Origin of the sequence: Streptomyces sp. NPDC102279 (genome assembly GCF_044766365.1) — a bacterium.
In the GTDB taxonomy this organism is placed as follows: domain Bacteria; phylum Actinomycetota; class Actinomycetes; order Streptomycetales; family Streptomycetaceae; genus Streptomyces.
On the sequence record NZ_JBIWLU010000019.1, the window covers coordinates 14693 to 38852 of the forward strand.

At 68.8% G+C, this 24160-nt stretch carries 24 protein-coding genes; 12 read left to right on the forward strand and 12 right to left on the reverse strand.

Annotated features, from left to right (window positions below):
- The first annotated feature begins 428 nt into the window (after positions 1-428).
- Entirely contained in the window at positions 429-1049 is a 621-nt protein-coding gene (locus tag ACIRQH_RS37080; RefSeq protein ID WP_404229486.1) for an ArsR/SmtB family transcription factor, read from the forward strand.
- A gap of 203 nt (positions 1050-1252) precedes the next feature.
- Entirely contained in the window at positions 1253-1729 is a 477-nt protein-coding gene (locus ACIRQH_RS37085) for a hypothetical protein (RefSeq protein ID WP_404229488.1), read from the forward strand.
- Positions 1730-1751: 22 nt separating this feature from the next.
- On the opposite strand, the gene ACIRQH_RS37090 is transcribed toward ACIRQH_RS37085, so the two are convergent.
- Entirely contained in the window at positions 1752-2003 is a 252-nt protein-coding gene (locus tag ACIRQH_RS37090) for a hypothetical protein (protein WP_404229490.1), read from the reverse strand.
- An 878-nt stretch (positions 2004-2881) separates the two neighbouring features.
- Here ACIRQH_RS37090 and ACIRQH_RS37095 point away from each other — a divergent pair.
- The 9 genes from ACIRQH_RS37095 to uvrA all read left to right on the forward strand — a co-directional run bounded on the left by ACIRQH_RS37095 (position 2882) and on the right by uvrA (position 13144).
- Positions 2882-3130: a transposase gene (locus ACIRQH_RS37095; RefSeq protein ID WP_404229492.1), complete on the forward strand. Its 249-nt coding sequence runs from the start codon at positions 2882-2884 to the stop codon at positions 3128-3130.
- Positions 3131-4066: 936 nt separating this feature from the next.
- Positions 4067-4810: a DUF1684 domain-containing protein gene (locus ACIRQH_RS37100; RefSeq protein WP_404229711.1), complete on the forward strand. Its 744-nt coding sequence runs from the start codon at positions 4067-4069 to the stop codon at positions 4808-4810.
- A 91-nt stretch (positions 4811-4901) separates the two neighbouring features.
- Entirely contained in the window at positions 4902-6419 is a 1518-nt protein-coding gene (locus ACIRQH_RS37105; protein WP_404229495.1) for an ABC transporter substrate-binding protein, read from the forward strand.
- Positions 6419-7384 (forward strand): ABC transporter permease, encoded by a 966-nt coding sequence (locus ACIRQH_RS37110; protein WP_404229497.1) that lies wholly within the window; start codon positions 6419-6421, stop codon positions 7382-7384. The genes ACIRQH_RS37105 and ACIRQH_RS37110 overlap by 1 nt, the downstream gene beginning before the upstream one ends.
- On the forward strand, positions 7381-8238 hold the full coding sequence (locus ACIRQH_RS37115) for an ABC transporter permease (protein WP_358822357.1): 858 nt from the start codon (positions 7381-7383) through the stop codon (positions 8236-8238). Before ACIRQH_RS37110 ends, ACIRQH_RS37115 begins: the two co-directional genes overlap by 4 nt.
- On the forward strand, positions 8235-9035 hold the full coding sequence (locus tag ACIRQH_RS37120) for an ATP-binding cassette domain-containing protein (protein WP_404229500.1): 801 nt from the start codon (positions 8235-8237) through the stop codon (positions 9033-9035). The genes ACIRQH_RS37115 and ACIRQH_RS37120 overlap by 4 nt, the downstream gene beginning before the upstream one ends.
- Positions 9032-9796 carry an ABC transporter ATP-binding protein gene (locus tag ACIRQH_RS37125; RefSeq protein ID WP_404229502.1) on the forward strand — a complete coding sequence of 255 codons (765 nt, stop codon included), beginning with the start codon at positions 9032-9034 and terminating at the stop codon, positions 9794-9796. The genes ACIRQH_RS37120 and ACIRQH_RS37125 overlap by 4 nt, the downstream gene beginning before the upstream one ends.
- A 321-nt stretch (positions 9797-10117) precedes the next feature.
- Complete coding sequence (locus tag ACIRQH_RS37130) at positions 10118-10447, forward strand: hypothetical protein (RefSeq protein WP_358822360.1); 330 nt, start codon at positions 10118-10120, stop codon at positions 10445-10447.
- 228 nt (positions 10448-10675) lie between these two features.
- Entirely contained in the window at positions 10676-13144 is a 2469-nt protein-coding gene (gene uvrA / locus ACIRQH_RS37135; RefSeq protein ID WP_388878553.1) for an excinuclease ABC subunit UvrA, read from the forward strand.
- A gap of 475 nt (positions 13145-13619) precedes the next feature.
- Here the strand turns inward: uvrA and ACIRQH_RS37140 are convergent, their stop codons facing one another.
- The 5 genes from ACIRQH_RS37140 to ACIRQH_RS37160 all read right to left on the reverse strand — a co-directional run bounded on the left by ACIRQH_RS37140 (position 13620) and on the right by ACIRQH_RS37160 (position 17057).
- Complete coding sequence (locus ACIRQH_RS37140) at positions 13620-14123, reverse strand: hypothetical protein (protein ID WP_404229506.1); 504 nt, start codon at positions 14121-14123, stop codon at positions 13620-13622.
- Between the two features lie 434 nt (positions 14124-14557).
- Positions 14558-14932, reverse strand: a complete 375-nt coding sequence (locus tag ACIRQH_RS37145) for a fic family toxin-antitoxin system, toxin component (RefSeq protein WP_388934978.1) — start codon at positions 14930-14932, stop codon at positions 14558-14560.
- On the reverse strand, positions 14929-15165 hold the full coding sequence (locus ACIRQH_RS37150; RefSeq protein ID WP_358822364.1) for a plasmid mobilization protein: 237 nt from the start codon (positions 15163-15165) through the stop codon (positions 14929-14931). Before ACIRQH_RS37150 ends, ACIRQH_RS37145 begins: the two co-directional genes overlap by 4 nt.
- Positions 15166-15512: 347 nt before the next feature.
- Complete coding sequence (locus ACIRQH_RS37155) at positions 15513-16061, reverse strand: carbonic anhydrase (protein ID WP_404229508.1); 549 nt, start codon at positions 16059-16061, stop codon at positions 15513-15515.
- Positions 16062-16280: 219 nt separating this feature from the next.
- Positions 16281-17057: an alpha/beta fold hydrolase gene (locus tag ACIRQH_RS37160; RefSeq protein ID WP_404229511.1), complete on the reverse strand. Its 777-nt coding sequence runs from the start codon at positions 17055-17057 to the stop codon at positions 16281-16283.
- Between the two features lie 113 nt (positions 17058-17170).
- Here ACIRQH_RS37160 and ACIRQH_RS37165 point away from each other — a divergent pair, with 113 nt between their 5' ends.
- Positions 17171-17998 (forward strand): helix-turn-helix domain-containing protein, encoded by an 828-nt coding sequence (locus ACIRQH_RS37165; protein ID WP_404229514.1) that lies wholly within the window; start codon positions 17171-17173, stop codon positions 17996-17998.
- Between the two features lie 155 nt (positions 17999-18153).
- Here ACIRQH_RS37165 and ACIRQH_RS37170 read toward each other — a convergent pair whose 3' ends face one another.
- From ACIRQH_RS37170 to ACIRQH_RS37195, 6 genes are all read right to left on the reverse strand, one after another.
- Positions 18154-18345, reverse strand: a complete 192-nt coding sequence (locus ACIRQH_RS37170) for a transposase (protein WP_388878569.1) — start codon at positions 18343-18345, stop codon at positions 18154-18156.
- A gap of 375 nt (positions 18346-18720) precedes the next feature.
- Entirely contained in the window at positions 18721-19140 is a 420-nt protein-coding gene (locus ACIRQH_RS37175) for an FKBP-type peptidyl-prolyl cis-trans isomerase (RefSeq protein WP_358817727.1), read from the reverse strand.
- 450 nt (positions 19141-19590) lie between these two features.
- Entirely contained in the window at positions 19591-20133 is a 543-nt protein-coding gene (locus ACIRQH_RS37180) for a hypothetical protein (protein WP_404229518.1), read from the reverse strand.
- A gap of 157 nt (positions 20134-20290) precedes the next feature.
- On the reverse strand, positions 20291-21178 hold the full coding sequence (locus ACIRQH_RS37185; protein ID WP_388878575.1) for a geranyl diphosphate 2-C-methyltransferase: 888 nt from the start codon (positions 21176-21178) through the stop codon (positions 20291-20293).
- Positions 21179-21196: 18 nt separating this feature from the next.
- Positions 21197-22510, reverse strand: a complete 1314-nt coding sequence (locus ACIRQH_RS37190) for a family 2 encapsulin nanocompartment cargo protein terpene cyclase (RefSeq protein ID WP_404229522.1) — start codon at positions 22508-22510, stop codon at positions 21197-21199.
- Positions 22511-22623: 113 nt separating this feature from the next.
- Entirely contained in the window at positions 22624-24036 is a 1413-nt protein-coding gene (locus ACIRQH_RS37195) for a family 2B encapsulin nanocompartment shell protein (protein ID WP_388934991.1), read from the reverse strand.
- Between the last annotated feature and the right edge of the window lie 124 nt (positions 24037-24160).

The window sequence follows — 24160 nt, forward strand, 5'->3', positions numbered from 1 at the left end:
TGGTGCACATTATCGTCACCCACTGCCTGGCCACCGTGCGCCTGCTTTTCGATCTCACCTGGATGTGGCCGGAACAAGACGTCCCGTCAGCCCGACCGTGCTGGCGGAGTGTCTTGATGGCGAATGCCCCCTTCAGGCAAGCCCCGTTGGGGCATGCTGGGGGCGCTCGCGCGCTCTACTTCGGTGACAGGAGGCAGGTCGGTGTTACGCATTCACTTCACGGCGGAAGACCTCGCCCGGACACGAGTGGCCGCAACGATCGGCGTGGCAGCGGACGTCTACTACAGCCTGGAACTCCTGAGGGAGAACCGGGAGCTTCCACACTTCCGCACGTGGCGGTCGGCGGTCGCGGGCCGGAAGAAGCCGACACGCGCCCCCATACGTCCCTGGTCCCGATGCGGGGCCCCGGGCTTGATCTGCTGGCTCTGATGGGCGACGTGTCCTCTCTGGATCATGCCGTGGACAACCAGCTGCACGCCCCGGTGTCCCGACTGCGACGCGAGTTCGAAGGTCTCCACTTCCACACAACACACCTGCCTCGGGCAGGAATCGATCTGCTGCTGCGTTCGATCTGCGCGCCGCTGGTCCGCTGGCGTCCGCCGGTGCTCGAAGCTCCCTACCCGCGCCGAGTCGAGGTACATCTCCAGGGAAGAGGACTGCTCATCACGCCCACGATCTTCTCGAAGCACCCGGTGAGCCTTCTGTGGGACCCCCTCGATACCGCCCAGCCACCCCAACTGACCGTGCCGGCTCTCCGCCGGCCGCTGACCGGCACCGGCCCGGCAGAAGCGGACGGCTCAGCCGTGCGGAACCTGGAGTCTCTGCTCGGCCGCACGCGAGCTGCCGCCCTGCATGTGACAGCGGAAGGCTGCACGACGAGCGAGTTGGCCCGCCGCCTCAACGTCTCGGCCGCAGCGGCCAGTCAGCACGCGACCGTGCTACGGAACACGGACCTCATCACCACCAGCCGCCGAGGCGGGTCCGTGCTGCACCTCATCACTCCCCTCGGGCTGTCCCTGCTGCAGACCGGTGGCCTCACCGAACCGTGAGGCCCGCGGGTTCCGACGTCAGACCGGTGCGCGCAGTGCCGCCCGCCCAGCCCCGGTGCCACCGGCCACTCGAGCCGAGGTAGGTGAGGCGGCGCGCGTGCCGTCCCGTCCCCCTTTAAGCCATGGCTTAAGAGATGGACCGCAGGTGACCGACCCACCCAGGATGTGAAGCCGCAACCGGCTCATCCCATTCTGGAGATCGTATGAAGACTCATCTCGCTGCCGCCGTCGGTTCCGTCGTGCTGACCGCGGGCACCTTGCTGGGTGCTCCCGCCGCGGCCGCGCAGACCGCGACCGCCCACCCCACCGCCGATGGCACCCGGCACGGACAGATGGGACCGGCCACGGAGGAGGCGCAATGCCGGACCACCTACAAGTCGGGCGGTTGGAATGTGACCCCCTGCATCTACCTCGGCACGGGCACGACGTTCGACGGTTGGAGCTTCGTCGACGCCCATCCTTCGTCGTGCGCCACCTACCGCGTCTATCTCGTGGACGCCGCAACGGGTGCGTTGGTGCAGTCCACCAGCGCCAGGTCGTGCAGCGAAACCCTGTCTCCCGACGTGTTCGCCGATGCCTCGAAGTTCACGAGGCTGTCGGCGTACACGAAGTTCAGGGCCTTCAACAGCTCTGGCGGCGTCATTCTGAGCCTCGACAGCCCCTCGATCACCTGGCCGTGACATCAGCTGGGGTCGGGCATCTTTAGGCGGCGGGGTGCGGTTGTCGCAGTTTGATGGCCCAGCGTCCCATGACGAAGAAGAAGGCGATCGTGGCCGCCACCGCTGTCAGCACACCGGTGGGGAAGCCTCCGTCTCCGTCCGGGTATCGGTCACCGCACAGCCGGGTCAACAGAGGCCGCTCGCCTGATGCCTCCAGGCACACCTCTTGCCCCTTCCGCGAGGCGTAGTGCTTGCCGCCAAGTTCCTTCAGGACGGTATGTCGGTGGCCCGCCACGGTGTACACGATCTCACCGCGGTCGTTCCCACCGCCTCTGCCCGTGTGAGGCACGATGCGGGTCACAACGCCCGTGACCCGTATCGCTGTTCTGTCGAGGAGCTCCGCCTGCCGCCAGTCGTAAACCAGCATGCCCACCGTGAAGCAGGTGACGCCGAGGCAGACTGCGGCGAAGAATGCATGCCCATCGATGCCTGGGGGCCCGCAGTCTCGGAATATTCAATGCCACTCATCCTTGTCCCGCCGACGACCGCGAGCACCGACCGCTGGAATACAGCCGCTCCGCGGACACGTCCGAACGATCGCAGGGACCGCCTTCGCAGTCCGGAGGTCTCTCGTGTGGCCCGGAGCCGCACACCTGTGCTGTTCCACGGCATTGCCAAGTCCCGGCAGAGGTCTGATGCCGAAGGCTGCCGGGGGTTGCTCCGAGGTAATCGATCAGGCCGGTGGCCGCCACCCGACGGGACCGCCCACGGAGCCACCTACGCGTTCACCTGGGAGGGCGCTGCTGCGGGCGGTTCGGCAACTCGTCTACATGCAGGGGCAGAGGGGCTGTCGCGATCAAACCCACGTCCCTTGGTCGGCAGCCCGTTGCATCCATGAGGTGTTGATGCGCCGAGCGGATCAGCGGCCGCCCGAAGCGGCCGGGCCCTGATCGTACGGGCGAGCACGTCTGCACTCATCGGTCTCGGATGGGGCGTGGTGCTTCGTCAGGTCTTTTCGTTGACGCTGATCAAAAGCACGTTGGGATGTGTGGATGCGCATGAAGTGAAGTGAACCGATCACGGGCGGCGTTGGCCATGCTCGTGGCGCAAGGCCGCACGTCGGTGCCGCGTCGGGATGAGCGGGCCCAGGGTGAGTGATATCTGCGGGGCCTGATGCTGAATGGTCGGCGCAAGTCGATCCAGCCGACGACCGAGCGGCTGCCAGCCGGCAACATGCAGACTCTGCAGCAGTTCGTGAACCAGTCGCCGCGGGACCCGCCGGCGGCCAGGGAGCGGATCGACAAACGGCTGACCGGACTTGTCGACATGTCGTTTCCCAAGTGCGGCAGGTGGTCGGTCGGGGGGCCCGCCAGCACTGCGGAGCGGTGGGATGTCGCAGGGCAAGACTTCCCGACGACGTGATCCACCAGGAGGAATGACGTCCGGCGCTCGGCCTGCTGGACACACTCGACCGGTGGCAGCTGAAGGCCCCGGACGTGGTCGCCGACGCCGGCTACTGCGTCAGCAGCCCGTTCCGACTCGGTCTCGTGAGCGAGGACTGTCCTATGCCCTGGCCCTGAGCGGGAGCGGGAGCGGGAACCATGTCGCCCCCCGAAGATGTCGAACCGCACCGGCCCGCCCACGGAGGGCCGGGCCGCCCACTTTTCCCCTCTACCGCACCCCGCCGCGAGCCATCCCGGCCGAGTGGCCCTAGACCAGTCGGTCAGGTGCGGCCGAGCGGTATGCCGCTGCTAGGGCGGCGCATCCGCAGCCGCAGCCGCAGCCGTCCACAGCATGCCGTGGACTACTCCGGAGCGCAGCCCGAGACGATCACCGTCGACGACAAGGCGGTGGCCATTGCCGTGACGCTGGGTGTATCGGTGAAACGCCAGGTCCAGGCGGGACACCATCCGGGTCGGGGGCGGAGGCGCGGGTGGGTCGCGCTCACTCTGGTGTGAGTGCGACCCGCCCGTCGGCCATCGATCCTGTCCGACGGATTCCAGCCTACGTAGGCCCTGCCGCTGCCCCGTCCGGCTTACGGGCCAAGGGTGTTGAGGATCGGAACTGGATCGGCGCACTTTCCTGCGGGGCATCGCCCGGATCTCGGTGCCGATCGACCGCCTGTGCCCTCGTCCCGCGAGCGGGAGCCATGGCAGCGGAGGCGCGGGCTCCGACACCGCGCGTCGGGCGGTCGACGCGGTCACCGTGCGTGAAGGCGGCGGACCGGTCCTGGCCACAGCGGGCGAGACAGGTCGTCTCACCTGCCGAGATGCAGGTTTGACATTAGGAATCCTTATGGATGATAAAGAGATTGCTTTGGCCATTGAACTACAGTCTGTGATGGCCGTGCCCTTCTAGCTGAGTGAGTCCGCCGTGTCCCAGTCCCCCGCCGCCCCGACCCCCGCCGGCCCCGGCGAGGAGTGGAGCGCCTGGCGTGCCGAACGTCATCGCACGCTCACCGCGCCTACCGGAAACCTCGCCCTCGTGGAGACTCGCTGGCTGCCTGCCGGCGAGGAGCCCGACGTCGACGGGGCCCGCGCAGGACAGCCGGACACCGTGACCGTCACCCCGCTGCGGCGGACCGACCTCGTCACCGGCGCACCCGAGCACGGCCTGCGCTTCTGGGACGCGGACGCGCCCGCCATCCGCCACTTCGAGGGCGTCGAGGCGTTCCCGTACGATCCGGCCTGGGTTCTGGAAGCCACCTACTCGCCCGTGCCCGGCGCCCGGCGCATCGCCTTCGAGCACCTCCGGGACAACGGCGGCACCCGCGATCTCGTGGTCCCGGGGGACATCACGCTCACCGTCGACGGCCGCGAGTACACCCTCAGCGCTTTCGACGACGACGGCACCCTCCTGCTCGTCTTCGGCGACCCCACCAACGGGGACACCACCTACGGCGCCGGCCGCTTCCTGTTCGTCCGGCGCACCGACGACGAGGGCCGCGTCGTCCTCGACTTCAACCGGGCCTTCGTGCCGCCCTGCGGATTCTCCGATCAGTACAACTGTCCGATGCCGCCGCGGCAGAACCGCTTCCACCTGCCGGTCCAAGCCGGCGAGAAGCGCCCCGTCTTCCGCGACGGCTTCCCCGCACAGCACTGACCGATCAGCACGACCGGTCGGCCCTGGCTGGTCACCACTGACGGATCCGCAGACCTCGCCCCTTTCCTCCCGCACGAAAGCGCCCTGAATCATGAGACTCAACAAGTCGACCCTCTACGTCACCGCCACCACCGCCGGCCTCGCCGTCGCGCTCACCGCCTGCGGCGGCTCCGGTGCCAAGAGTGCCGCGGCCGGCAACTGGGACAAGAGCGCCACCGTCAACATCGGTTCCCTGTACGAGCCGCAGAACCTCGACAACACCGCCGGCGGGGGCCAGGGCGTCACCGAGGCCCTCAACGGCAACGTGTACGAGAGCCTGTTCCGTCTCACCGACGACGGCAAGGTCGACAAGCTCCTCGCCCAGGACTACAAGGCCGACGCGGACGGCCTCACCTACACCTTCACCCTGCGCAGCGGCGTGAAGTTCCACAGTGGCAAGGAACTCACCAGCGCCGACGTCAAGTACAGCCTTGAGAAGGTCCTCGCGGACGACTCGCAGTCCGCCCGCAAGAGCAACCTCGAGGTCATCAAGGACATCGCCACACCGGACGCGCACACCGTCAAGGTCACGCTGTCCCAGAAGTCGATCTCCTTCGTCTACAACCTCTCCTACGTCTGGATCATCAACTCCCAGGCGAAGGACCTGAAGACCAGCGAGGACGGCACGGGCCCCTACACCCTCGCCAAGTGGACCCGCGGCTCCGCGCTGAGCCTGGCCCGCTTCGCCGGTTACTGGGGCGACGCCGCCGCCAACAAGCAGGTCGTCTTCCACTACTACAAGGACGCCACCGCGCTGAACAACGCGCTGCAGACCAACGCCGTCGACGTGGTCACCAGCGAGCAGTCGCCGGACGCCCTGGACCAGTTCAAGAGCAACCAGAACTACAAGGTCAACGACGGCAACTCGACCACCAAGCTGCTGCTGGCCTTCAACGACAAGGCCAAGCCGTTCACCGACGTCAAGGTCCGCCAGGCCGTCTCCGCCGCCATCGACAACAAGAAGCTCCTCGAGTCCGTCTGGGGCGGCTACGGCAAGCTCATCGGCTCGATGGTGCCGCCCACCGACCCCTGGTACGAGGACCTCACCAAGGTCAACGCCCACGACGTCACGAAGGCCAAGAAGCTGCTCGCCGAGGCCGGTTACGCCAAGGGCTTCTCCTTCACCCTCGACACCCCGAACTACGACCCGCACCCCACGGCCGCGACCTTCATCAAGTCGCAGCTCGCCCAGGTCGGCATCACCGTCAAGATCAACACGATCACGCCGGACGAGTGGTACACGAAGGTCTACAAGAACCACGACTTCACGGCCACGCTCCAGGAGCACGTCAACGACCGCGACCTGGTCTGGTACGGCAACCCCGACTTCTACTGGGGCTACGACAACAAGCAGGTCACCAAGTGGGTGGCACAGGCCGAGGAAGCCTCCACGACCGCCGAGCAGACCGAGCTGCTGAAGAAGGTCAACCGGCAGACGGCCGAAGACGCGGCGAGCGACTGGCTGTACCTGTACCCGCAGATCGTCGTCGCGAGCAACAAGCTCTCCGGCTACCCGCTGAACGGCCTCAACTCCCAGTTCTACGCGTACGACATCAAGAAGCAGGGCTGATGGGGCGCTATCTCCTGCGCCGCTTCGCCTTCCTGCTGGTCTCGCTGGCCCTGGCGAGCGTGGTGCTGTTCGTCCTGCTGCGCCTGCTGCCGGGCGATCCGGCCAACGCGCTCACCTCCGTGGGCGCGAGCCCGCAGCAGATCGCAGCGGCCCGTCACGCCATCGGCTCCGACCGGCCGCTGCCCGAGCAGTTCACCCACTGGCTCGGGCAGCTGGCGAGCGGCGACCTCGGTACGTCGTTCGTCAGCTCGCTGCCGGTCGGTCCCGAGGTGAGCGCCCGCCTGAACGTCACCCTCCCGCTGACGCTGGCCGCGTTCGTGCTGGCCGTCGTCATCGCCGTACCCGCCGGCTTCGTGGCCGCGTACAAGCGTCGCACCTGGTACGGCGCCCTGCTCAGTGGGATCTCCCAACTCGGCATCGCCATACCGGTGTTCTGGCTCGGCATGATCCTCATCGCCGTGTTCGCGCTGAACGCGGGCTGGCTGCCCTCCGGCGGCTTCCCGCTGGACGGCTGGGCGGCGCCCGCGGACGCCCTGCGCTCCCTCGTCCTGCCGGCCCTCACCATCGCCCTGGTGATGAGCGCCTCGCTCATCCGCTACGTCCGCTCCGCCGCCCTCGACGTCCTGGGCAGCGACCACCTGCGTACCGCCCGCGCCCTGGGCGCCTCCTTCCCCCGGGCCATGTGGCGGCACGGACTGCGCAACGCCGCCGTCCCGGTGATCTCCATCCTCGGCATCGAGCTCGCCTCCACGCTGCTCGGAGCCGTCGTCGTGGAGTCGGTGTACGCGCTGCCCGGCCTCGGCTCGCTGCTCGCCACCGGCATCGCCCAGCACGACTACCCGGTGATCCAGGGCGTCCTGTTCGTGTCCACACTCGCCGTCCTCGTCATCGGCTTCGCCGCCGACCTGGTCCAGCGGATCATCGACCCGCGGCTGCGCGGCCGTCTCTCAGGAGGTGCCCGGTGACGTACACGGACGCCCTGCGCAAACCGGCGGCGATCCGCGGCCCACGCTCCGTCACCCTGCTGGCCGGCTGCACGCTGACAGCCCTCATCGCGCTGCTCGCCGTCGTCTCCCTCGTCTGGCTGCCCTACGGCACCGACGACACCTCCGGCGGCCGACTCGCCGGACCCGGCGACGGGCACCTGCTCGGCACTGACAAGCTCGGCCGGGACCTCTTCACCCAGCTGATGACGGGCTCACGTATCGCCGTCGAGGCCGGTCTCGGCTCGGTCCTGATCGCCGCGCTCCTCGGCGTCACCCTCGGCATGCTCGCCGCGTTCGCGCAGGGCTGGCTCGACGACACCCTCGCCGCGTTCCTCGACATCCTCATCGCGTTCCCGACCCTGCTGCTGGCGATGCTCGTCGTCGCCGCCCGCTCGGCCACCCTGGGCTCCGCCGTCCTCGCGATCGGCCTCGCCCAGAGCGCGATCGTCGCCCGCCTGGTAAGGATTCTCGCCAAGCGGGTCCTGGCCCAGGACTACGTCACCGCCGCCCGCACCTCGGGCACCTCCTGGCCGCGGACCGTCGCTGGACACGTCCTGCCGAACATCTGGCCCACCCTCGTCGTCAACCTGGCCCTCCAGTTCGGTCTCGCCGTGCTCGCCGAAGCCGGACTGTCCTACCTCGGCCTGGGCGCGCCGCCGCCCAACGCCTCCTGGGGCCGCATGCTCCAGGAGGCCCAGGCCACCTTCACCACCGCCCCGGCCGGCGCGCTGGCTCCCGGCATCCTGCTGGTCCTGCTCGTCGTCGGGGTCAACCTCATCGCCGACGGACTGCGCGACACACTCGACCCGGCGACCCGCCGGAGGCAGACATGACCCTGCTCGACGTACGCGGCCTGACCGTGCGCACCGACGACGGGCGCACCCTGGTCGACGACCTCTCCTTCACCATCGACAGTGGCGAACGGCTCGGCCTGATCGGCGAGTCCGGTTCCGGAAAGTCCCTGACCACGCTCGCCGTACTGGGTCTGCTGCCCGACGGCATGACCGCGGCCGGCAGCGTTGAACTCGCCGGTACCCAGATCATCGGCGCCCCGGAGAAGAGGCTCATCGCGGTCCGGGGACGGGACGCGGCCGTGGTCTTCCAGGAGCCCCTGACCGCCCTCGACCCGCTGATGCGGATGGGCCGCCAGATCGCCGAGCCCCTGGCCCGCCGCACCGGCCTGAAGGGCAAGAAGCTGCGCGCCGCCGTCGACGAAGCGCTCCTTCGGGTACGCCTGCCCGAACCCGCGCGCATCGCCCGCGCCTTCCCTCACGAGATCTCCGGCGGCCAGCGCCAGCGTGTCGCCCTGGCCATGGCCCTCGCCTGCGAGCCGAGCCTGCTCATCGCCGACGAGCCCACCACCGCGCTCGACGTGTCCGTGCAGGCCGAGATGCTGGAACTCCTCGACACCCTCGTACGCGATCGGGAGATGGCCGTACTGTTCGTCAGCCACGACCTCGCCGTCATCGCCAAGGTCACCGACCGCGCCCTGGTCATGAAGGACGGCCGGGCCGTCGAGGAGGGCCCCGTCCTGGACGTCGTCGGCGCACCGCGGGCGGCCTACACGAAGGCGCTCGTCGCGGGCGCCCGCAAGCTGGAGTCCGCCCTGGACCTGAGGAGCGCGCGATGACACCCGTGCTGGAACTGTCGGACGTGGCCGTCCGATACCGAGGCGCCGCCTCCGACGTCGTACGGGACGTGTCCCTCACCGTCGAGCAGGGCCAGTCTCTGGCTCTCGTCGGCGAGTCGGGTGCCGGCAAGACCACCCTGCTGCGCCTGCTGCTGGGACTCGCCCGCCCCACGGCCGGCACCGTCCGCTTCGACGGTGAGACCCTGTCCCCGCGCGACCGGCAGCAGATGCGAAGGTTCCGGCGCAGCGTCCAGTGCGTGTTCCAGGATCCGTACTCCTCCCTCGATCCGCGCCGGCGCGTGGCCGCGATCGTCGCGGAACCGCTGCGCTCCCTCGGCCTCGACACCAGGGCGACCGCCGCGCCGAGGGTGGCCGCGGCGCTGGAGCGGGTCGGCCTGCCCGCCGACACCGCCACCCGCTACCCGCACGAGTTCTCCGGCGGCCAGCGCCAGCGCATCGCCATCGCCCGCGCCATCGTCTGCGACCCGCGCGTGCTGCTCGCCGACGAACCCGTCAGCGCTCTCGACGTCACGACCCGGGTCAAGGTCGTGGACCTGCTCGCCGAGCTCAAGGAGGAGCGGCGGCTCACCCTCGTGATGGTCTCCCACGACCTGTCGGTCGTCGCCTCGCTGTGCGAACGTACGGCGGTACTGGAGCAAGGGCGTCTGGTCGAGCAGGGCGACACCCACCAGGTGCTGGGCGCTCCGGAGCACCCCTACACCCGCCGTCTGATCGACAGCGTGCCGCGCCTGCCGGCCTAAGAGGTCCCGGCAAGGCCGTTGGACATGGCGGTAGGTGAGAGGCAGGTGGAGAACCCGGCTCGACGGCCTACCTGGCACGGATGCTCTCCGCTCCCGCGTGCCAGGGCGTCGGCCTGGACGGCACCGCGGGCGGGGGCGTGCGCCGGTCGAGGAGAAACGGCACTGCGCCCGGACCGGTCGCATGATCAGACAGTAAAGGCCACCTGATCAGGGGAAATGCCGCGCCGGATGTCCTGCGGGCGTCGCTGGGACGCTATTACTGGTCGGGCCCGCCGCACGCCAGTACGCAGGTGCGGCCGACCCGAGCCGTAAGGAACAGTCATGCGGAAGACCGCCACCCTGCTCGCCGCCCTCGCCCTCGCCTTCGCCGCCGCGTCGCCTGCCAGCGCCGAGGTGCACAGCCAGTGCGGCCAGTACATCTGTGTCATGACGGCCCACCACAACCGCTTCGTCCAGGACATCACCGTCCAGACCCGCGATGGCAACCGCGGTGTGCTGCGGGCCTATTGGGGTGAGTTCCGGTCGGGCCGGGTCACCGCCGCCTCCCACCGCTGGGCCGTCGGGTACGAGCAGGCGGGCGCCAGGCTCGTCTGCGGCGGCCTGGAGCGCGACGGCCGCACCATCGAAGACGGCATTTGCGTGAGCATCTGACGTCGGACTCTGGCTGGGGCTCCGCTGCCGCGGAGCCCCAGCCACCGGCTGCCGGGGAGTTACGTGACCAGGTCACGGAGGAACCACCTGACCGTCCCCTCCCTCGCCGAAGCCGGGGCCTCCGCCTGGAGCCCCCTTCGGAACAGCCACCCGCAATGCCCGCGTGAGATGGGGCCCGGTGGCGGCGCCTGTCGCGCGGTTCCCGGCGCGATCAGGTAGTCAGGAACGGTGAACAAGGACGCGAGCGACCCCTTCGTACATGTCCGGGGCGCCAGTGAGAACAACTTGCGGAACATCGACGTCGACGTTCCGCGGGACGCGATGGTCGCCTTCACCGGCGTCTCCGGTTCGGGCAAGTCCTCGCTCGCGTTCGGCACTCTCTACGCGGAGGCCCAGCGGCGCTACTTCGAGTCGGTAGCACCGTACGCCCGAAGGCTGTTGCACCAGGTCGGCGCACCGCACGTGCAGGAGATCACCGGACTGCCACCTGCCGTGGCCCTGCAGCAGCGACGCGGGTCGCCCAGCTCGCGCTCGACGGTCGGCACCATCACCACCCTGTCGAATCTGCTGCGCATGCTGTACTCCCGCGCCGGCACCTATCCGCCCCGGGCGGCACGGCTGGAAGCCGAGTCGTTCTCACCCAACACCGCGGCCGGCGCCTGCCCGGAGTGCCACGGCCTGGGCGTCGTGCACGACGTCGCCGAGGACCTGCTCGTCCCGGACCCCTCGCTGAGCATCCGCGAGGGGGCGATCGCCGCCTGGCCGGGCGCCTGGCAGGGCGCCAACCTGCGCAGTGTCGTGAGCGGCCTGGGGATCGACATCGACCGACCGTGGCGCAGGCTCAGGAAGAAGGACCGGGACTGGCTGCTGTACACGGACGAGCAGCCCTCCGTTTACATCGAGCCGGAGGAGGACCGCGTCGACTACGGCTACCAGGGCAAGTTCTGGAGCGCCCGCAAGCACGTCATGCACGTCCTCGCAGACTCCAAGAGCGAGAAGATGCGCGAGCGGGCGCTCCGGTTCGTCAGGAGCGTGCCCTGCCCCGCGTGTCACGGCAGCGGGCTGCGACCCGAGGCGCTCGCCGTGACCTTCGCCGGACGTTCCATCGCCGAGATCAACGCGATGCCGCTCACCGAGGTCGTGACGCTGCTGCGGCCCGTCGCGGGGCGGTCCAAGGCGGACGCCACCACGTCGACCGCCCGATCCGGGGAGACGACCGAGGTCGCCGTCCGGATCTGCGGCGATCTGGTCGCGCGGGTCGACGTACTGCTCGACCTCGGCCTCGGATATCTCAGCCTTGGGCGCCGCTCGACGACCCTGTCCCCCGGCGAGGCACAGCGCCTGCGGATCGCCACCCAGCTGCGCTCGGGGCTGTTCGGCGTCGTCTACGTCCTCGACGAACCCTCCGCGGGCCTGCACCCGGCTGACGCGGAACCGCTGCTGGACGTGCTGGACCGCCTCAAGGCGGCAGGCAACTCGCTGTTCGTCGTGGAGCACGACATGGACGTCGTACGGCGGGCGGACTGGGTGGTCGACATCGGCCCCGGCGCGGGTGAGGGCGGCGGACGCGTGCTGTACAGCGGCCCCGTCGCCGGTCTTGAGCGGGTCGGGGAGTCGGCCACGAGCCACTATCTGTTCGGGCGCGCCCAGCCGCTGGATCACCACCCGCGCACACCGCAGGGCTGGCTGCGCCTGGGCGGCGTCTCCCGCCACAATCTGCACGACGTGTCCGTCGACGTACCTCTCTGCGTACTGACGGCGGTGACGGGCGTGTCCGGTTCCGGAAAGTCCACTCTGGTGACGCAGGTGCTCGCCGAGGTCGTCCGCGGTCACCTCGGGCTCGTACCGGAGGAGCCGGACGAGGCGCAGCTGGAGGTCGACGTCCAGGACGCGTCGGGGGTCGAGTCGTTCGACCGGCTGGTCCTGGTCGACCAACGGCCCATCGGCCGAACTCCCCGGTCCAACCTCGCCACGTACACGGGGATGTTCGACGCGGTGCGCAAGCTGTACGCGGCGACGGACGAGTCCAGGGCGCGCGGCTACTCGGCCGGGCGGTTCTCGTTCAACGTGCCCGAGGGGCGGTGCGAGACTTGCCAGGGCGAAGGGTTCGTCGCGGTGGAACTGTTGTTCCTGCCCGGCACCTACGCGCCGTGCCCGACCTGCCAGGGCGCCCGGTACAACGCCGAAACGCTGGAAGTCACGTACCAGGGCAAGAACATCGCGGAAGTGCTGGCGCTGTCCGTCGACGCCGCCGCCGAGTTCCTGTCCGCCGTCCCGGCCGCCTCCCGCAGTCTGGAGACGTTGCGCGAGGTGGGACTGGGGTACCTGCGGCTGGGCCAGCCCGCGACGGAACTCAGCGGTGGTGAGGCGCAACGGATCAAGCTGGCCACCGAACTGCAGCGTGCCCGCCGCGGGCACGCGCTCTACCTGCTCGACGAGCCGACGGCGGGGCTGCACCCCTCCGACATCGCGCTGCTGCTGCGACAGTTGCACCGGCTCGTCGACGCGGGCAACACGGTCGTCCTGGTCGAGCACGATCTGGACACGATCGCCACCGCCGACTGGGTCATCGACCTCGGGCCGGGCGGCGGCGACGCGGGCGGGCGGGTGGTCGCGGCCGGGCCGCCGGCCAAGGTGGCGAGGGCCCGCCGCAGCGCGACCGCGCCCTATCTCGCGGCCCGGCTCGCGCGCTCCTGACGACGGCGCGACGGGCCGGTCGAGAACCGGTCAGCCGGGTTCGGGGCTCCGGATCGCGCGCACCACCCTGGACACCGTCACCGACCACAAGCGCTGGAGATACGACGGAAGCCCGCGCTCCAGGCCTTCGACTTCGCCGTCGGCGGCCCCTGCGGAACGACCTGGTCTGCGACACGGGCGGCCGGCTCGCGCAGCGCAGCCGCTCCCATCCCGGCCCAGGGTGCCCGCGCCGGCCCGGGCGTCGTTGGCCTAATCCCCCGCAGTTGCCCCGCGTTCGTACATTGCGCCAAGCACCCAGGCGGCATCGGGCAGCCCGTGTACCGCTAACCAGTCGGCCTCGAACTCGGGCACAAGGGGCCACCGGACGCAGATGTCATCGGGCATCCGGCCAGGCCACGGGCCACACGACCGGCACCGGGACCCGGTCAGCCTTCCCGGCCACGGCACCAGCGGTTGCTGATCGGCATCGTCAGCATCAGGTCGGCATGCCGGTCCCCGGCGGTGGAACGGGAACCCAATCACTACCGCGATTCGCCAGCCACCACTGGCCGATGACGTGGAATTTTTCCTCGAAGCCGCGGTCCCACTGGAGAAATCCGGTGGTCGGTGCCCGAAGTCGAGTGCGCCGGCCGTCGGCTTCATACAGCGCGACGACCCGAACGCCCATGATCGGCTCGACGCGGACACTCTGCACGGACGCCCATGGGATGGTGCGGCGGCGGAGGTTGTGCACCCGGGCGGCTGACGGGGTCAGCGTGATCCCGAAGAGGGAAGTCAGTGAAACCACCGCCACCCCCAACACCAGCATGATCAAGAGGAATTGGATCCAGGACTCGAACCCGGGTCTGCCGACATGCTCGACGGTGCCGAACCCTGCCGGCACGGCCATCGGGAGCATGGACGCCAGGCGCTGCCACGTGCCGAGCCGGAAACGTATCTCCTCGTGCCCCGGAACTCTGTCCGGCTGGATTTTCGTCATGTCCGCCCCGCCTCCCCCGGCTGCACGCGGCCGGTCCGTGCATGATTGCCCGCGCAGCATGGCAGACGGTCATGGCATGGCCGGAGGCGCCCCAGCCCTCCACCGGCACGGTCAGGCGCCGAAGCCGTGGGTGGCGGACTTCACCGGAGAAGCGATCACCGGACGGATGATGCGCGACGCATCGGATGCTCGTCGTCGGGAATGGAGGGAGGCGGTCCGGTCGGAGTCTCGCGTACCAGCATTCGGATCCCGGGCGGGGGTCGGAGTCCGGCCGTCGGGGTCCCGTCGCGTGAGGTCGATGGTGGAGCAGCACGCCGGCGCTTGCGGGCCTCTCGGGCCTCGGCGGGATCCCGTCCCGGATGATCCCGATGCGGTGCTGGGTCCACTGCGGCACAAGAGGGCGTAGCCGAGGTCAGAGAACGTGAGGGTGGGGTTCAGGGAGCGGCCCATCCCTTGATCTCGGCCGCGATACCCCGCACGGCCAGGGCGTCGCGGCTGATGCGAGCAGCGAGAGCCGCGGCTTGTTTGGGCTGTACGTCCACGATGACGCCACTCACCGACAGGTAGGAGGCGGCGACGACCGCCCCGAACAGTTCGTTGGAGTGCGCCAGCGCCGGGCAGCGAATGAGCTGGTGCATGAGTGAGGCCGCCCGATGATGGACCTCGGTGTAGACGGGAGTACCCATGACAGAGTCAGCGTGCCGGGCGGCTGCGGCTCCGAGCGTTCCGAAGTCGGTGACGTCAGGGTCTCCAGGAAGATGGCGGTGCGCGAGGTCGAGGAGCCAGGCGCGGTCGATGCGTACGATCACGCGGCGGCCGCCGGACCACGGTCAGCGCTCGGGGCCCCGAATTCCTCGGCGAAGGCGTCGGCAAAGGCGTCCGTGAAATGCGCGCCGGCGGCAAGGAAGCGGTGTCGTACGTCGTTGCCCTCATCAGCGAGTACCTGCTTGGCGTACTCGGGCACGGTCAGCCCTGCGGCCTCGGCCCGCTTCTCGATAGTGGCAGCGGTGTCATCGTCCACTCGCACGTTGATTTGCTTCATACACGCACTGTAGCGACCCGTATGAGGCGCTACAACCGTCCGAGGTGGATCGGATCGGTCTGCCTGAGGGGACGGCGAGCGCCTCCCTGGTGGGGTGAGCGGCCAGGTGGCCCGGCGCCCACGGCGGGGCTCACGGTCGAGGTCCTGTCCCGCCGTTCGTTCGTCCGTTCCAGCAGAGCGATCAGCCTCCGCATCCAGGCCGGCGCCGACTGAACACGGCGCCTCCTGGCTGAATCGGCGCGCGAACCGCTCGCATTCGGCGCCGAGTACACCGCCCACAGCCTGGCGGCAGCGAAGCCCCCGCTGTCACGCAGCAACTCGTTGGTCCGCCGGCCGGCGAGGTCGTGTCACCGGTGGGGATGAACCGGAGCGGTCGCTTCGACGACCGTGTCGACCAGTCCGGTTTCGAGCCGCAGCACATGGCCGGACACCGAGGCGAGCACGTCGCTGGACAGCAACGGGTGTCCGAGCAGTTTCGCGACATCCTCGCGCACGGTCACGGACGGGTCGGTCACCGCCTTGTCTGCGAGTGCGCCCTCGTCCAGACCGGTGTGGTGAGCGAAGGTCTGGCGGAAGGCGGGGTCGGACAGCTTCCCGGTCCCGCATTGCGTGTGATGGATGACGGCGACATCCATCCGCACACCCAGGCGCGTGGAGAGATAGGCGATGTCCTCTGCGACCCTGTCGTCAACGCGTCCGCCCGCGTTGCGCAGCACTCCCGCGTCTCCCGTGCCGATCCCGAGGAAGCCGGCCGGCTCGACCCGCGGGTCGACACAGGCCAGCACCAGGAGCAACCTGTCAGGCATCGCGTCCATGGGCGGCATGGCCAGACTTCCGAGATCGATGTTCGCAGCGAACTTCCGGTTGCGCTCCAGCAACTCGTTGAACTCCGTCATGATGTCCACTCCTTGTTGATGTACGTGCGGCACTGACCCGCCTGCTGAGGTGTCTCCACCGGTCGGTGGAGCTGACCAATCTGCCGTCCGGGCCGACCGCGGCCAGTGACGAGTGGGGGTGCGAGTCAACGCAGGCAGATCCCCACCTGGCCGTGCCACCTGGGCCGGCCTCCGACGGACGATCGGGGACAACGTGCGCCTTCGGGGCCGCCCAGGTGGTCAGACTGCCGGTGCGAAGGCCGTGATCGCGTCGGCGAGGTCGGTCGGAGCTTCCAGTGGGATCAGGTGACCCGTGTGAGGGATCACCACGAACTCAGCTCCGGACAGGTAGGGCACCAGATTGTTGACGAGCACGTCGACAGGCTCGACGCGGTCGTTGCCTCCCGCGACAACGAGGGAGGGCACGCTGATCGTGCGCGTGCGCTCGGAGACATCCTCCGCGATGCCGCGCAGCGGCCACTCGGTGCGGGCGGCATCGGCACCGGCCCGCGAATCGGCCACGATCTGCGCCTTGATCGACACGGGCAGGTCGGTCGCGGTCAGGACGTCATCCCGTGCGCCGGCGACGGACTCCTCGGAGTCATAGGCATGGGACAGGGCTTGCCGGTACTCGGCAGTGACCGCCGCGGCGGGTTTCGCTGGGCCGGAACCGACGAGGACGATCCCGCGCAGCCCGGCGGGCCGGGTCGCCGCGACGAGCTGCGCGACCTTGCCACCCATGGAATGTCCGACGAGTACGTAGTCGGTGACGCCGGAGTCGGCAAGCACGGCGAGCGTGTCGTCGGCGAGCTGGCGCAGGGTGTAGGGCCCCGCCAGGTTGCTGGAGCGGTTCCACCCGCGGAAATCGACAGTGATCATGTCGCGACCCTCGAGGCGGTCGACGACGAGGTCCCAGGTGCGGGCGGAGCCACCCCAGTAGTGCAGGAAGACCAGAGTCGGCCCGGCCCCCTGCCTGTGGTCATAAGCGGGCAGTAGCGCTTGCTGCGTGGTGTTCATCGTGCCTCTCTCGATCAGTACTACGAGGCGATTCGGCCTGTGTGTTCATTGAATCCCTCCAGCTGATCCCGGGAATCGGCGTGACCGGTCGATCGATGGTGGAAACTGGACACGTGACCGTGATCCGGCAGATGACCTATCAGCCCGCCGACCGCCGCGCGGCCGCCGTCGAAATGTTGACGTTCGACCATCTCCGCCCGTTGAACGACGGCGGGACACAGCGTGCCGACTTCCACGTCATCGCCGTAGTCGACGCCGGGCCCGGATCCGTCACCGTGGACTTCCTCCGCCACCCACTGCGGGAGCGTTCCGCGGTATGGATCCCTCCCGCGGCGGTGCACAGATGGGACGACATCGCTCACGTGGCAGGGCACGTCGTGCTGTTCGTGCCGACCGCGCCGGTCACCCACGCCACCCGGGAACTCGTCGCTTCCCCGGACCTGGCCGCGCACTGGAACATCCCCGACGCCGACTGGCCGTTCGTCGACGCTGCGCGGAACCATCTCCTCCTCGAGGCATCCGCCCCACCCGGAGACCTCTCCACGGAACTGCCCGAGATCCTGCTGTCCGCGCTGATCGCCCGGCTCCGGCCACCGCACGGCGGAGCACGGTCGGCCCATCCGGTTTTCCACCTGTTCCGGTCCGGCGTCGAAGCACACTTCAGGCAACATCACGACGCCGGCTACTACGCTCGGACTCTCGGCTACGCGCCTCGCACCCTCTCGCGAGCGGTGCAGCAGGCCACCGGCCGCACCGCGAAGGCCTACATCGTCGACCGGATCATCCTCGAAGCCAAACGCCTCCTCGCGCACGACCGCCTCACCTCGGCGGCCTGCGCCGGCACGCTCGGCTTCCCCGACGCGTCCAACTTCTCAGTGTTCTTCCAAAAGGCGACAGGGCTGCGCCCGGGCGCGTGGCAGGCGACGGTGGCCCGCGAGTGATGAGGGCCCTCAAGAGAAGCCCACCCGATGACGGCGTCGATCTGAACCAGCCAGTCGACGTCGCCGACCGCGTCAGCCCGGGCCTGGGCCGCCGGGGACATCCGTTCGAAGGTGCCGTCCAGAACCCACCGGCGGAACCCGTTGTGCAACGTCACTCACGGGCCATACCGCTCGGGCACATCCCGCCAGGCCGTGCCCGTCCGGAACTTCCACACGATCCAGTTCAGCACGGTTCGGTCACCCAACCGTCTCCGCCCCCGCAAGGGCTCACGCAGCAACGGCCGAACGAACTCCCCCTCGTCATCGGACAGTTCCTTGCGACGTATCACCCAACCATGATCCACCACTCAAGATCTTTTGAAGGCGCGACCAGCGGGACCTGTTTTGGACATGCGCCGATAAATGGGTTGAGCCTCCCCTCAGGTGTTCCTAGAGTGGACGGCACGTAGGAGAGGAGGTGGTTCGGCTCATGACGGAAATCCGGACAGACGAGGTGGCTGCGGGCTAGAGGCCCGTTGTCGGACTCGGTTCGGCGCCGGACCCGCATGTGTGTCATGCATGCAACCGGCCCAATCCAACGCAGTCACCCGACCCGCGAACTCGCCGGTACGTCCGGCCCGGCTCCCCCCGCCGTCAGGCGCGGGGAACCAGAGTTCGCGGGTCGTTCGCGCTACGGGACTGAGCGGCACCACAGGACGGTGGCTACTTCGGCGCAGATCGGTTCAGGCCGAGCCGCTCATGCCGGGCCTCGCTCCGGCGGGCCCGCCCACGACCGTGAGCAGGTCCACGACGAAGATCAGCGTCGAGCCCGCCGGGATCAACGCGGAGGGCGACTGCTTACCGTAACCGAGACGCGGCGGAACGATGATCTCCCGCCGGCCGCCGACCCTCATTCCCCTCACTCCCCGGTCCCAGCCCTTGATGGCCTTACCACCGCCCACGGCGAACTTGAACGGCCGCTCCCGCTCCCAAGAGGAGTCGAACTCCCGTCCGGACGCGAACGTGACCCCCACATAGTGCACCTGGACGACCCTGCCCGGCTGCGCCTCGGCTCCGTCCCCGACCACGAGGTCCCGGACCGTCAGCTCGGTGGGCGCGTCACCCTCCGGAACCTCGACTCTGGGCTTCGTCAGTTCGCTCATCACGGTCCCATCGCTCGCCACCGGAATCCCTCGCACGGACCCGCCGGGCACATGGACATTCCATGCGGCAGATGATCACGCTACCGGCAACAGTCATGCCCAGACGCGCTCCTTGCTCGCCCAGTCGTGCGTTGACCAGACAGACACCCCCTTGCCGCACGTCACCACCCAGCCGCCATCCGCCCCATCACGGGATCCAACGCAGTACAGGAGGACCCGAACCGGCATCGCGGCCGGCGGCCGACCTGAGCGCCGTGCCGGTCTCCGGGGGAGGCGGCGGATCATGAGCGTGACAGCTCCCCAGGTGAGGGCCTCCGATGCGCCGACCGCTGCCCGGACCCCATCTCTTGCCCGGCAGTCCAGATGAGCCCAAGGCGTCGGCCGACGAGTCCGCGTGGATGGCAGTTGCCTTGTCGGACGCCCTGAGAGACGCAGCCCCTCAGATCGCGCTCATGTCACGGGAATCGGGCGGCGGTAGGTACGTTCACGCCATTGCTTCGCCTCGGGATCCCACGTGAAGGCGACACGAAATCCGTCTTCACGTACCGTCGCGGCAATCCAGTAGCCGTCGTGGTCCCAACGGATCGTCGCGGTCGTGCCGGGACGCCGATCGGACTCGATGAGCGGTGCATCCGCGGCGCACAGTTCCGGAAGCTGCGCAAGCGCCTCGGGTTCGACGGCCACCTTCATCTCGACCAGCCAGCCGTCCTCGGTACGCAGGTGGATGAGATCCACGACATCCGAAGGATCGTCGAGGCTCGCTCGTGCCTGTCGACCAATGAACCGGTGCATGATTTCGCGCGTCCCCGAGCCCATCCCCTTGGCCAGAGCGTTCCCGAAGTAGGTGGAGATCGCCTGCAGGAACGGCGTGGCTGTCATCGTCGCGACGACGAGCAAGATGTCCGACAACTCGGCTGCGGGCGTCGCAGGTTGGTCACTGCCGGATGTTTCCCCGGGAGGTTCTGGTGGCCCGTAGGTGCGTTCGCTACCCATGATCCCCTGCTTGGTCGCCGGCAATTGTCACTCGTCGAATACCCAGGGTATCGAGGGCCGGCTCCGCTGCCTTGCGCTCGCGCCCTGCTTGGACCGACTGGGGCGCACGTGCGTGGGGAGGGCCCGGTCCGTCCGGGCCCTCCCGTTCAGCAGGGTGTCAGACGCGATCGGCCGCGATCAAGAGGTACTGGAACGAGCCGTCCCTGTACGAGTTGATGAACGCCTCCTCGATCCCCGTGACCAGGGACGAGGTGGCTCGCAGCTCCCAGTAGGGCAGGGTGTCGGGGGTGAGGTCGATGACGGCCTGGGGAACGAGGCGGTTGTCGGCCATGGCGCGCAGATACTCCCGACGGGAGTGGATGTTGCACTCGAAGTGCGCGTTGATCTGGGACACCCACTTCGAGGGCTGGCCGTACCGCGGATTCCAGCAGCCGGTGATGGTCACGTAGCGACCGCCGACCGAGAGAATCCGGGAGTGCTCGGCGAAGAGGTCGTGCAGGTCGACGTACATGCTCGACTCGTTGTTCCACGAGGCCGCCGCCTGACCGGTCTCGAAGGGCGTGTCGAGCATGTTGCAGACGCGCGCGCGGACGTGGTCCTGGATGCCGAGTTCGGCCGCCCGTCCGTTGGCGAAGTCGGCCTGTTTGGCCGACAGGGTGACTCCTTCGACCTTGCATCCGAACCGCTGATGGGCCATCACCATCGATCCGCCTCGGCCGCAGCCGGCGTCCACCAGAGTGTCTTCGCGTCCGATGTCGCCCAAGTGCCCCAGCAGGACGTCCGCCTGCGCCGATTCCAGGCGGTGGAGTTCGGCGACCAGTTTCTGTTCGCCTCCCGCGTCCTCGACGTTGCCGATGGCGGCGTGGTCGACCTCGCCGATGCCGTAGTGGTGGTGGTACAGACCGTCGACATCGCCGAGCCGCAGGTTGACCGGCCGGGCCTCGGCGTTCCAGTAGCGGGCGATGTCTCCCTGGTAGGGCGTGGCCGGGTGGGGGACGAACGGAGTGCGGCCGGTGGCAGGAGCAGTCAGTTCGGTGCTGGTCACAGATGGATCCATTTCTCTCTACCAGAAATCGGGCAGGCTGTAGCGGTAGGTGTTGCTCTGGTGCCAGTGGTGGTTGCCGTCGACCCACGCGGCGACGCCGCGCAGGAAACGTTGAACACTCGGCAGGGGGTAGTCGGCGGCCAGGGCCGCGGCTTCGGTCTCGAAGTCGTGCATGAGGTCGTTGTGGACCTCGACCGACTTCAGATAGGCGTCCCGGTCGGAGAGGTCCTCTCGTTCCGCGACCACGACCGGCAGGTTCAAGTGCGTTCCGGGAGCGTCGAGTTCCTTCGTGTACGAGTACAGGTCGTTGACGATCGTTGTCGCGTTCCCCGCGAGGGCGATGACCCTCTGCATGGCGGGTTGGGCGTGCAGGTCCGCCGGCAGTTCGTAGCCGCCGACGGTGTCGGTGATGGTGGGACAGGGGCGGAAGTTGTTGAACTGGCGCATCGCCAGGTACTCCCACACCTCCGGCACCCGGTCCAGCTGGGCCCAGGCCGCTTCGGCGAGATAGCCCATGTGCAGCCGGGCCATGTCGTGCCGGAACCGGTCGGCCTGGGACGCGCTGCTCGCCTGGACGAAGTACTCCATGGCGGAGCGGTACGCACGCCGTGGCGCGTCGGCGTGGAGTGACGTGGCCCAGTCCGGCTGGTACTCCTGCGTCGTGTGCAGGGGATCGAGAGCGGTGTGCGCCAGCAACAGGCGTTCGCCGAGGCCGACGGGTGAGCCCCCGTGGTCCTCGCAGTAGCAGTCGTCCACCGCGTTCTCCGCCACCATGAGCCGGGTGGCGATCATCAAGTGGTCGATGGTGGGGGCGTCGGGGTGGCAGCCGACCATGTAGCTGCCCACGGAGAAGCCGTCGAACTCCTCCTCCCAGTCATCGGGGTAGAGGGAGACCTCGTCCAGCGCCCAAGCCTTGATCCTCCGGCTGACCTCCTCGACGCGCGCCGGGTCGGGGTCGGGTACTTGGTGGTGGTAGAGGCCGGGAATCGGCTTCCCCTGGGGGGCAGTTGGCAGTCCTTCGCAGAGACGCGAAGGCTCCTCATCGCGTAGGCGCAGGCGCAGGTCCGCTGTACCGATGCCGCTGGGGCCGCGCAGAATCCGTTCCAGGGCGCCACTCGTGGCGGGGATTCGGGCCGCCGGGACGTCGAGGGCGGATGCGCCGGGCACGGGCACCGGGGGTGCGGCGTGCGCGGAGGGCGTAGAGGGTGAGCCGCCGACTGCGGCGCTGATGTCGCAGGCACGGGCCGCGGCGCCGGCCAGTACGTCCTCCCCGAAGCGGGAGAGTGCTTCCGGCAGGCTTGACTGAGGAGGTGTCTGCTCAGGCGATGGCATCCATGACTCCTTGATGACTCCTTGGTGGGGGTGGGCGGCTGTCAGGAATCCTTCGGGCACGTGGGAGCGACCCGGAAGGCCGGGTGCCGCGCCACGTGTCAGAGCCGGTCCTGCTACCTGGGCCAGCGCGAGATCTGCACGTTCTCCAGGACGCCGACCGCGTCCGGCAGGAGAATGGCGGCGGAGTAGTAGGTGCTGACGAGGTAGGAGGTGATCGCCTTCTCGTCGACGCCCATGAAGCGGACCGAAAGTCCCGGTTCGTACTCGTCCGGCAGACCCGTCTGACGCAGCCCGATGACACCCTGGTTGTCCTCGCCGGTTCGCATGATGAGGATCGAGCTGGTCCGCTCCTTCGTGATGGGGATCTTGTTGCAGGGCAGGATCGGGACACCGCGCCAGGCCGGCACCTGCTGGCCGCCGAGGTCGACGTGGTCCGGATAGAGTCCGCGCGCGTTGAACTCGCGCCCGATCGCCGCGATCGTGCGGGGATGCGCGAGGTAGAACTTCGACCCGCGGCGGCGGCAGAGCAGTTCGTCCATGTCGTCCGGCGTCGGGGGTCCGGAATGTGTCTGGATGCGCTGCTTGAAGTCGGCGTTGTGAAGCAGGCCGAACTCCCGGTTGTTGATGAGTTCGTGCTCCTGACGCTCGCGCAACGCCTCGATGGTGAGCCGGAGTTGTTCCTTGGTCTGGTTCATCGGCTGGTTGTAGAGGTCGGCGACCCGCGTGTGGACCCGCAGGATCGTCTGGGCGACCGAGAGTTCGTACTCGCGCGGGTTCGGTTCGTAGTCGACGAACGCGCCGGGCAACTCGTGCTCGCCCGAATGGCCGGCCGACATCGCGATCTCCGCCTCGCCACGATGGGTCTGCCGATGACGTGAGAGCGACTGGAACTTGTCGACGTGGTCCCGCAGCTCCGGTGCTGCGGCCATCACGGCGGCGAAGTCGGCGCGTGACAGGGTGAGCAGTGTGCCCGCCGTCTCGGCCACCGCTGTCTGCTGCCAGCGGGCCTCTTCGTCCAGCAGGGCGTTCTCGCCGAACCGGTCGCCGTCGGCGAGTACGTCGAGTGCGACCTCGTCGCCGTATCCGCCGACGGAGATCTGGCGGATACGGCCGTGGGCGATCAAGTGGAGCTGATCCGCGGGAGCCTCGCGATCGACCAGCGTCTCGCCGGCCCGGAAGTTCCGTTGCACACACCGCTCAGCGATCGCGGTCAGCACCTCGACGTCGTCGAAGCCTCGCAGCAGCGCCAGTTCACCGAGCTCTCGGGGGATGACTCGTACGCTGGAGCCGTCCTGGACGAAATCCACTCTTCCGTCGCCGACGGTGTAGGTCAGGCGGCGGTTCACCCGGTAGGTCCCACCTGTGGTCTCCACCCAGGGGAGCATTCGCAGGAGCCAGCGAGAGGTGATCTCCTGCATCTGGGGCGCGGACTTGGTCGTACTCGAGAGGTTGCGGGCAGCCGCCGTGCCCAGGCTGGTCTGGCGCGGCGCCTCCTGGTGCGTCTCCGGCGTCGAGTCAACGGTCATCGGTGGAGCTCTCCTTGATCGGGGAACGGCGCCATGCCTGATTGCGGTCGGGCGAGCACGAGGAGCTGATGTCGGCATACGGGCGGCAATGAGCCCGGATTTCGTGAGAACACTAAAGGCCGCC

Coding starts and splice junctions, on each gene's coding strand:
- ACIRQH_RS37130 (WP_358822360.1), top strand. CDS start 10,118: ATGCGGAAGACCGCCACCCTGCTCGCCGCCCTCGCCCTCGCCTTCGCC.
- ACIRQH_RS37150 (WP_358822364.1), bottom strand. CDS start 15,165: ATGAAGCAAATCAACGTGCGAGTGGACGATGACACCGCTGCCACTATC.
- ACIRQH_RS37085 (WP_404229488.1), top strand. CDS start 1,253: ATGAAGACTCATCTCGCTGCCGCCGTCGGTTCCGTCGTGCTGACCGCG.
- ACIRQH_RS37140 (WP_404229506.1), bottom strand. CDS start 14,123: ATGACGAAAATCCAGCCGGACAGAGTTCCGGGGCACGAGGAGATACGT.
- ACIRQH_RS37180 (WP_404229518.1), bottom strand. CDS start 20,133: ATGGGTAGCGAACGCACCTACGGGCCACCAGAACCTCCCGGGGAAACA.
- ACIRQH_RS37120 (WP_404229500.1), top strand. CDS start 8,235: ATGACCCTGCTCGACGTACGCGGCCTGACCGTGCGCACCGACGACGGG.
- ACIRQH_RS37125 (WP_404229502.1), top strand. CDS start 9,032: ATGACACCCGTGCTGGAACTGTCGGACGTGGCCGTCCGATACCGAGGC.
- ACIRQH_RS37110 (WP_404229497.1), top strand. CDS start 6,419: ATGGGGCGCTATCTCCTGCGCCGCTTCGCCTTCCTGCTGGTCTCGCTG.
- ACIRQH_RS37080 (WP_404229486.1), top strand. CDS start 429: ATGGGCGACGTGTCCTCTCTGGATCATGCCGTGGACAACCAGCTGCAC.
- ACIRQH_RS37190 (WP_404229522.1), bottom strand. CDS start 22,510: ATGCCATCGCCTGAGCAGACACCTCCTCAGTCAAGCCTGCCGGAAGCA.
- ACIRQH_RS37195 (WP_388934991.1), bottom strand. CDS start 24,036: ATGACCGTTGACTCGACGCCGGAGACGCACCAGGAGGCGCCGCGCCAG.
- ACIRQH_RS37160 (WP_404229511.1), bottom strand. CDS start 17,057: ATGAACACCACGCAGCAAGCGCTACTGCCCGCTTATGACCACAGGCAG.
- ACIRQH_RS37095 (WP_404229492.1), top strand. CDS start 2,882: ATGCTGAATGGTCGGCGCAAGTCGATCCAGCCGACGACCGAGCGGCTG.
- ACIRQH_RS37175 (WP_358817727.1), bottom strand. CDS start 19,140: ATGAGCGAACTGACGAAGCCCAGAGTCGAGGTTCCGGAGGGTGACGCG.
- ACIRQH_RS37105 (WP_404229495.1), top strand. CDS start 4,902: ATGAGACTCAACAAGTCGACCCTCTACGTCACCGCCACCACCGCCGGC.
- ACIRQH_RS37155 (WP_404229508.1), bottom strand. CDS start 16,061: ATGACGGAGTTCAACGAGTTGCTGGAGCGCAACCGGAAGTTCGCTGCG.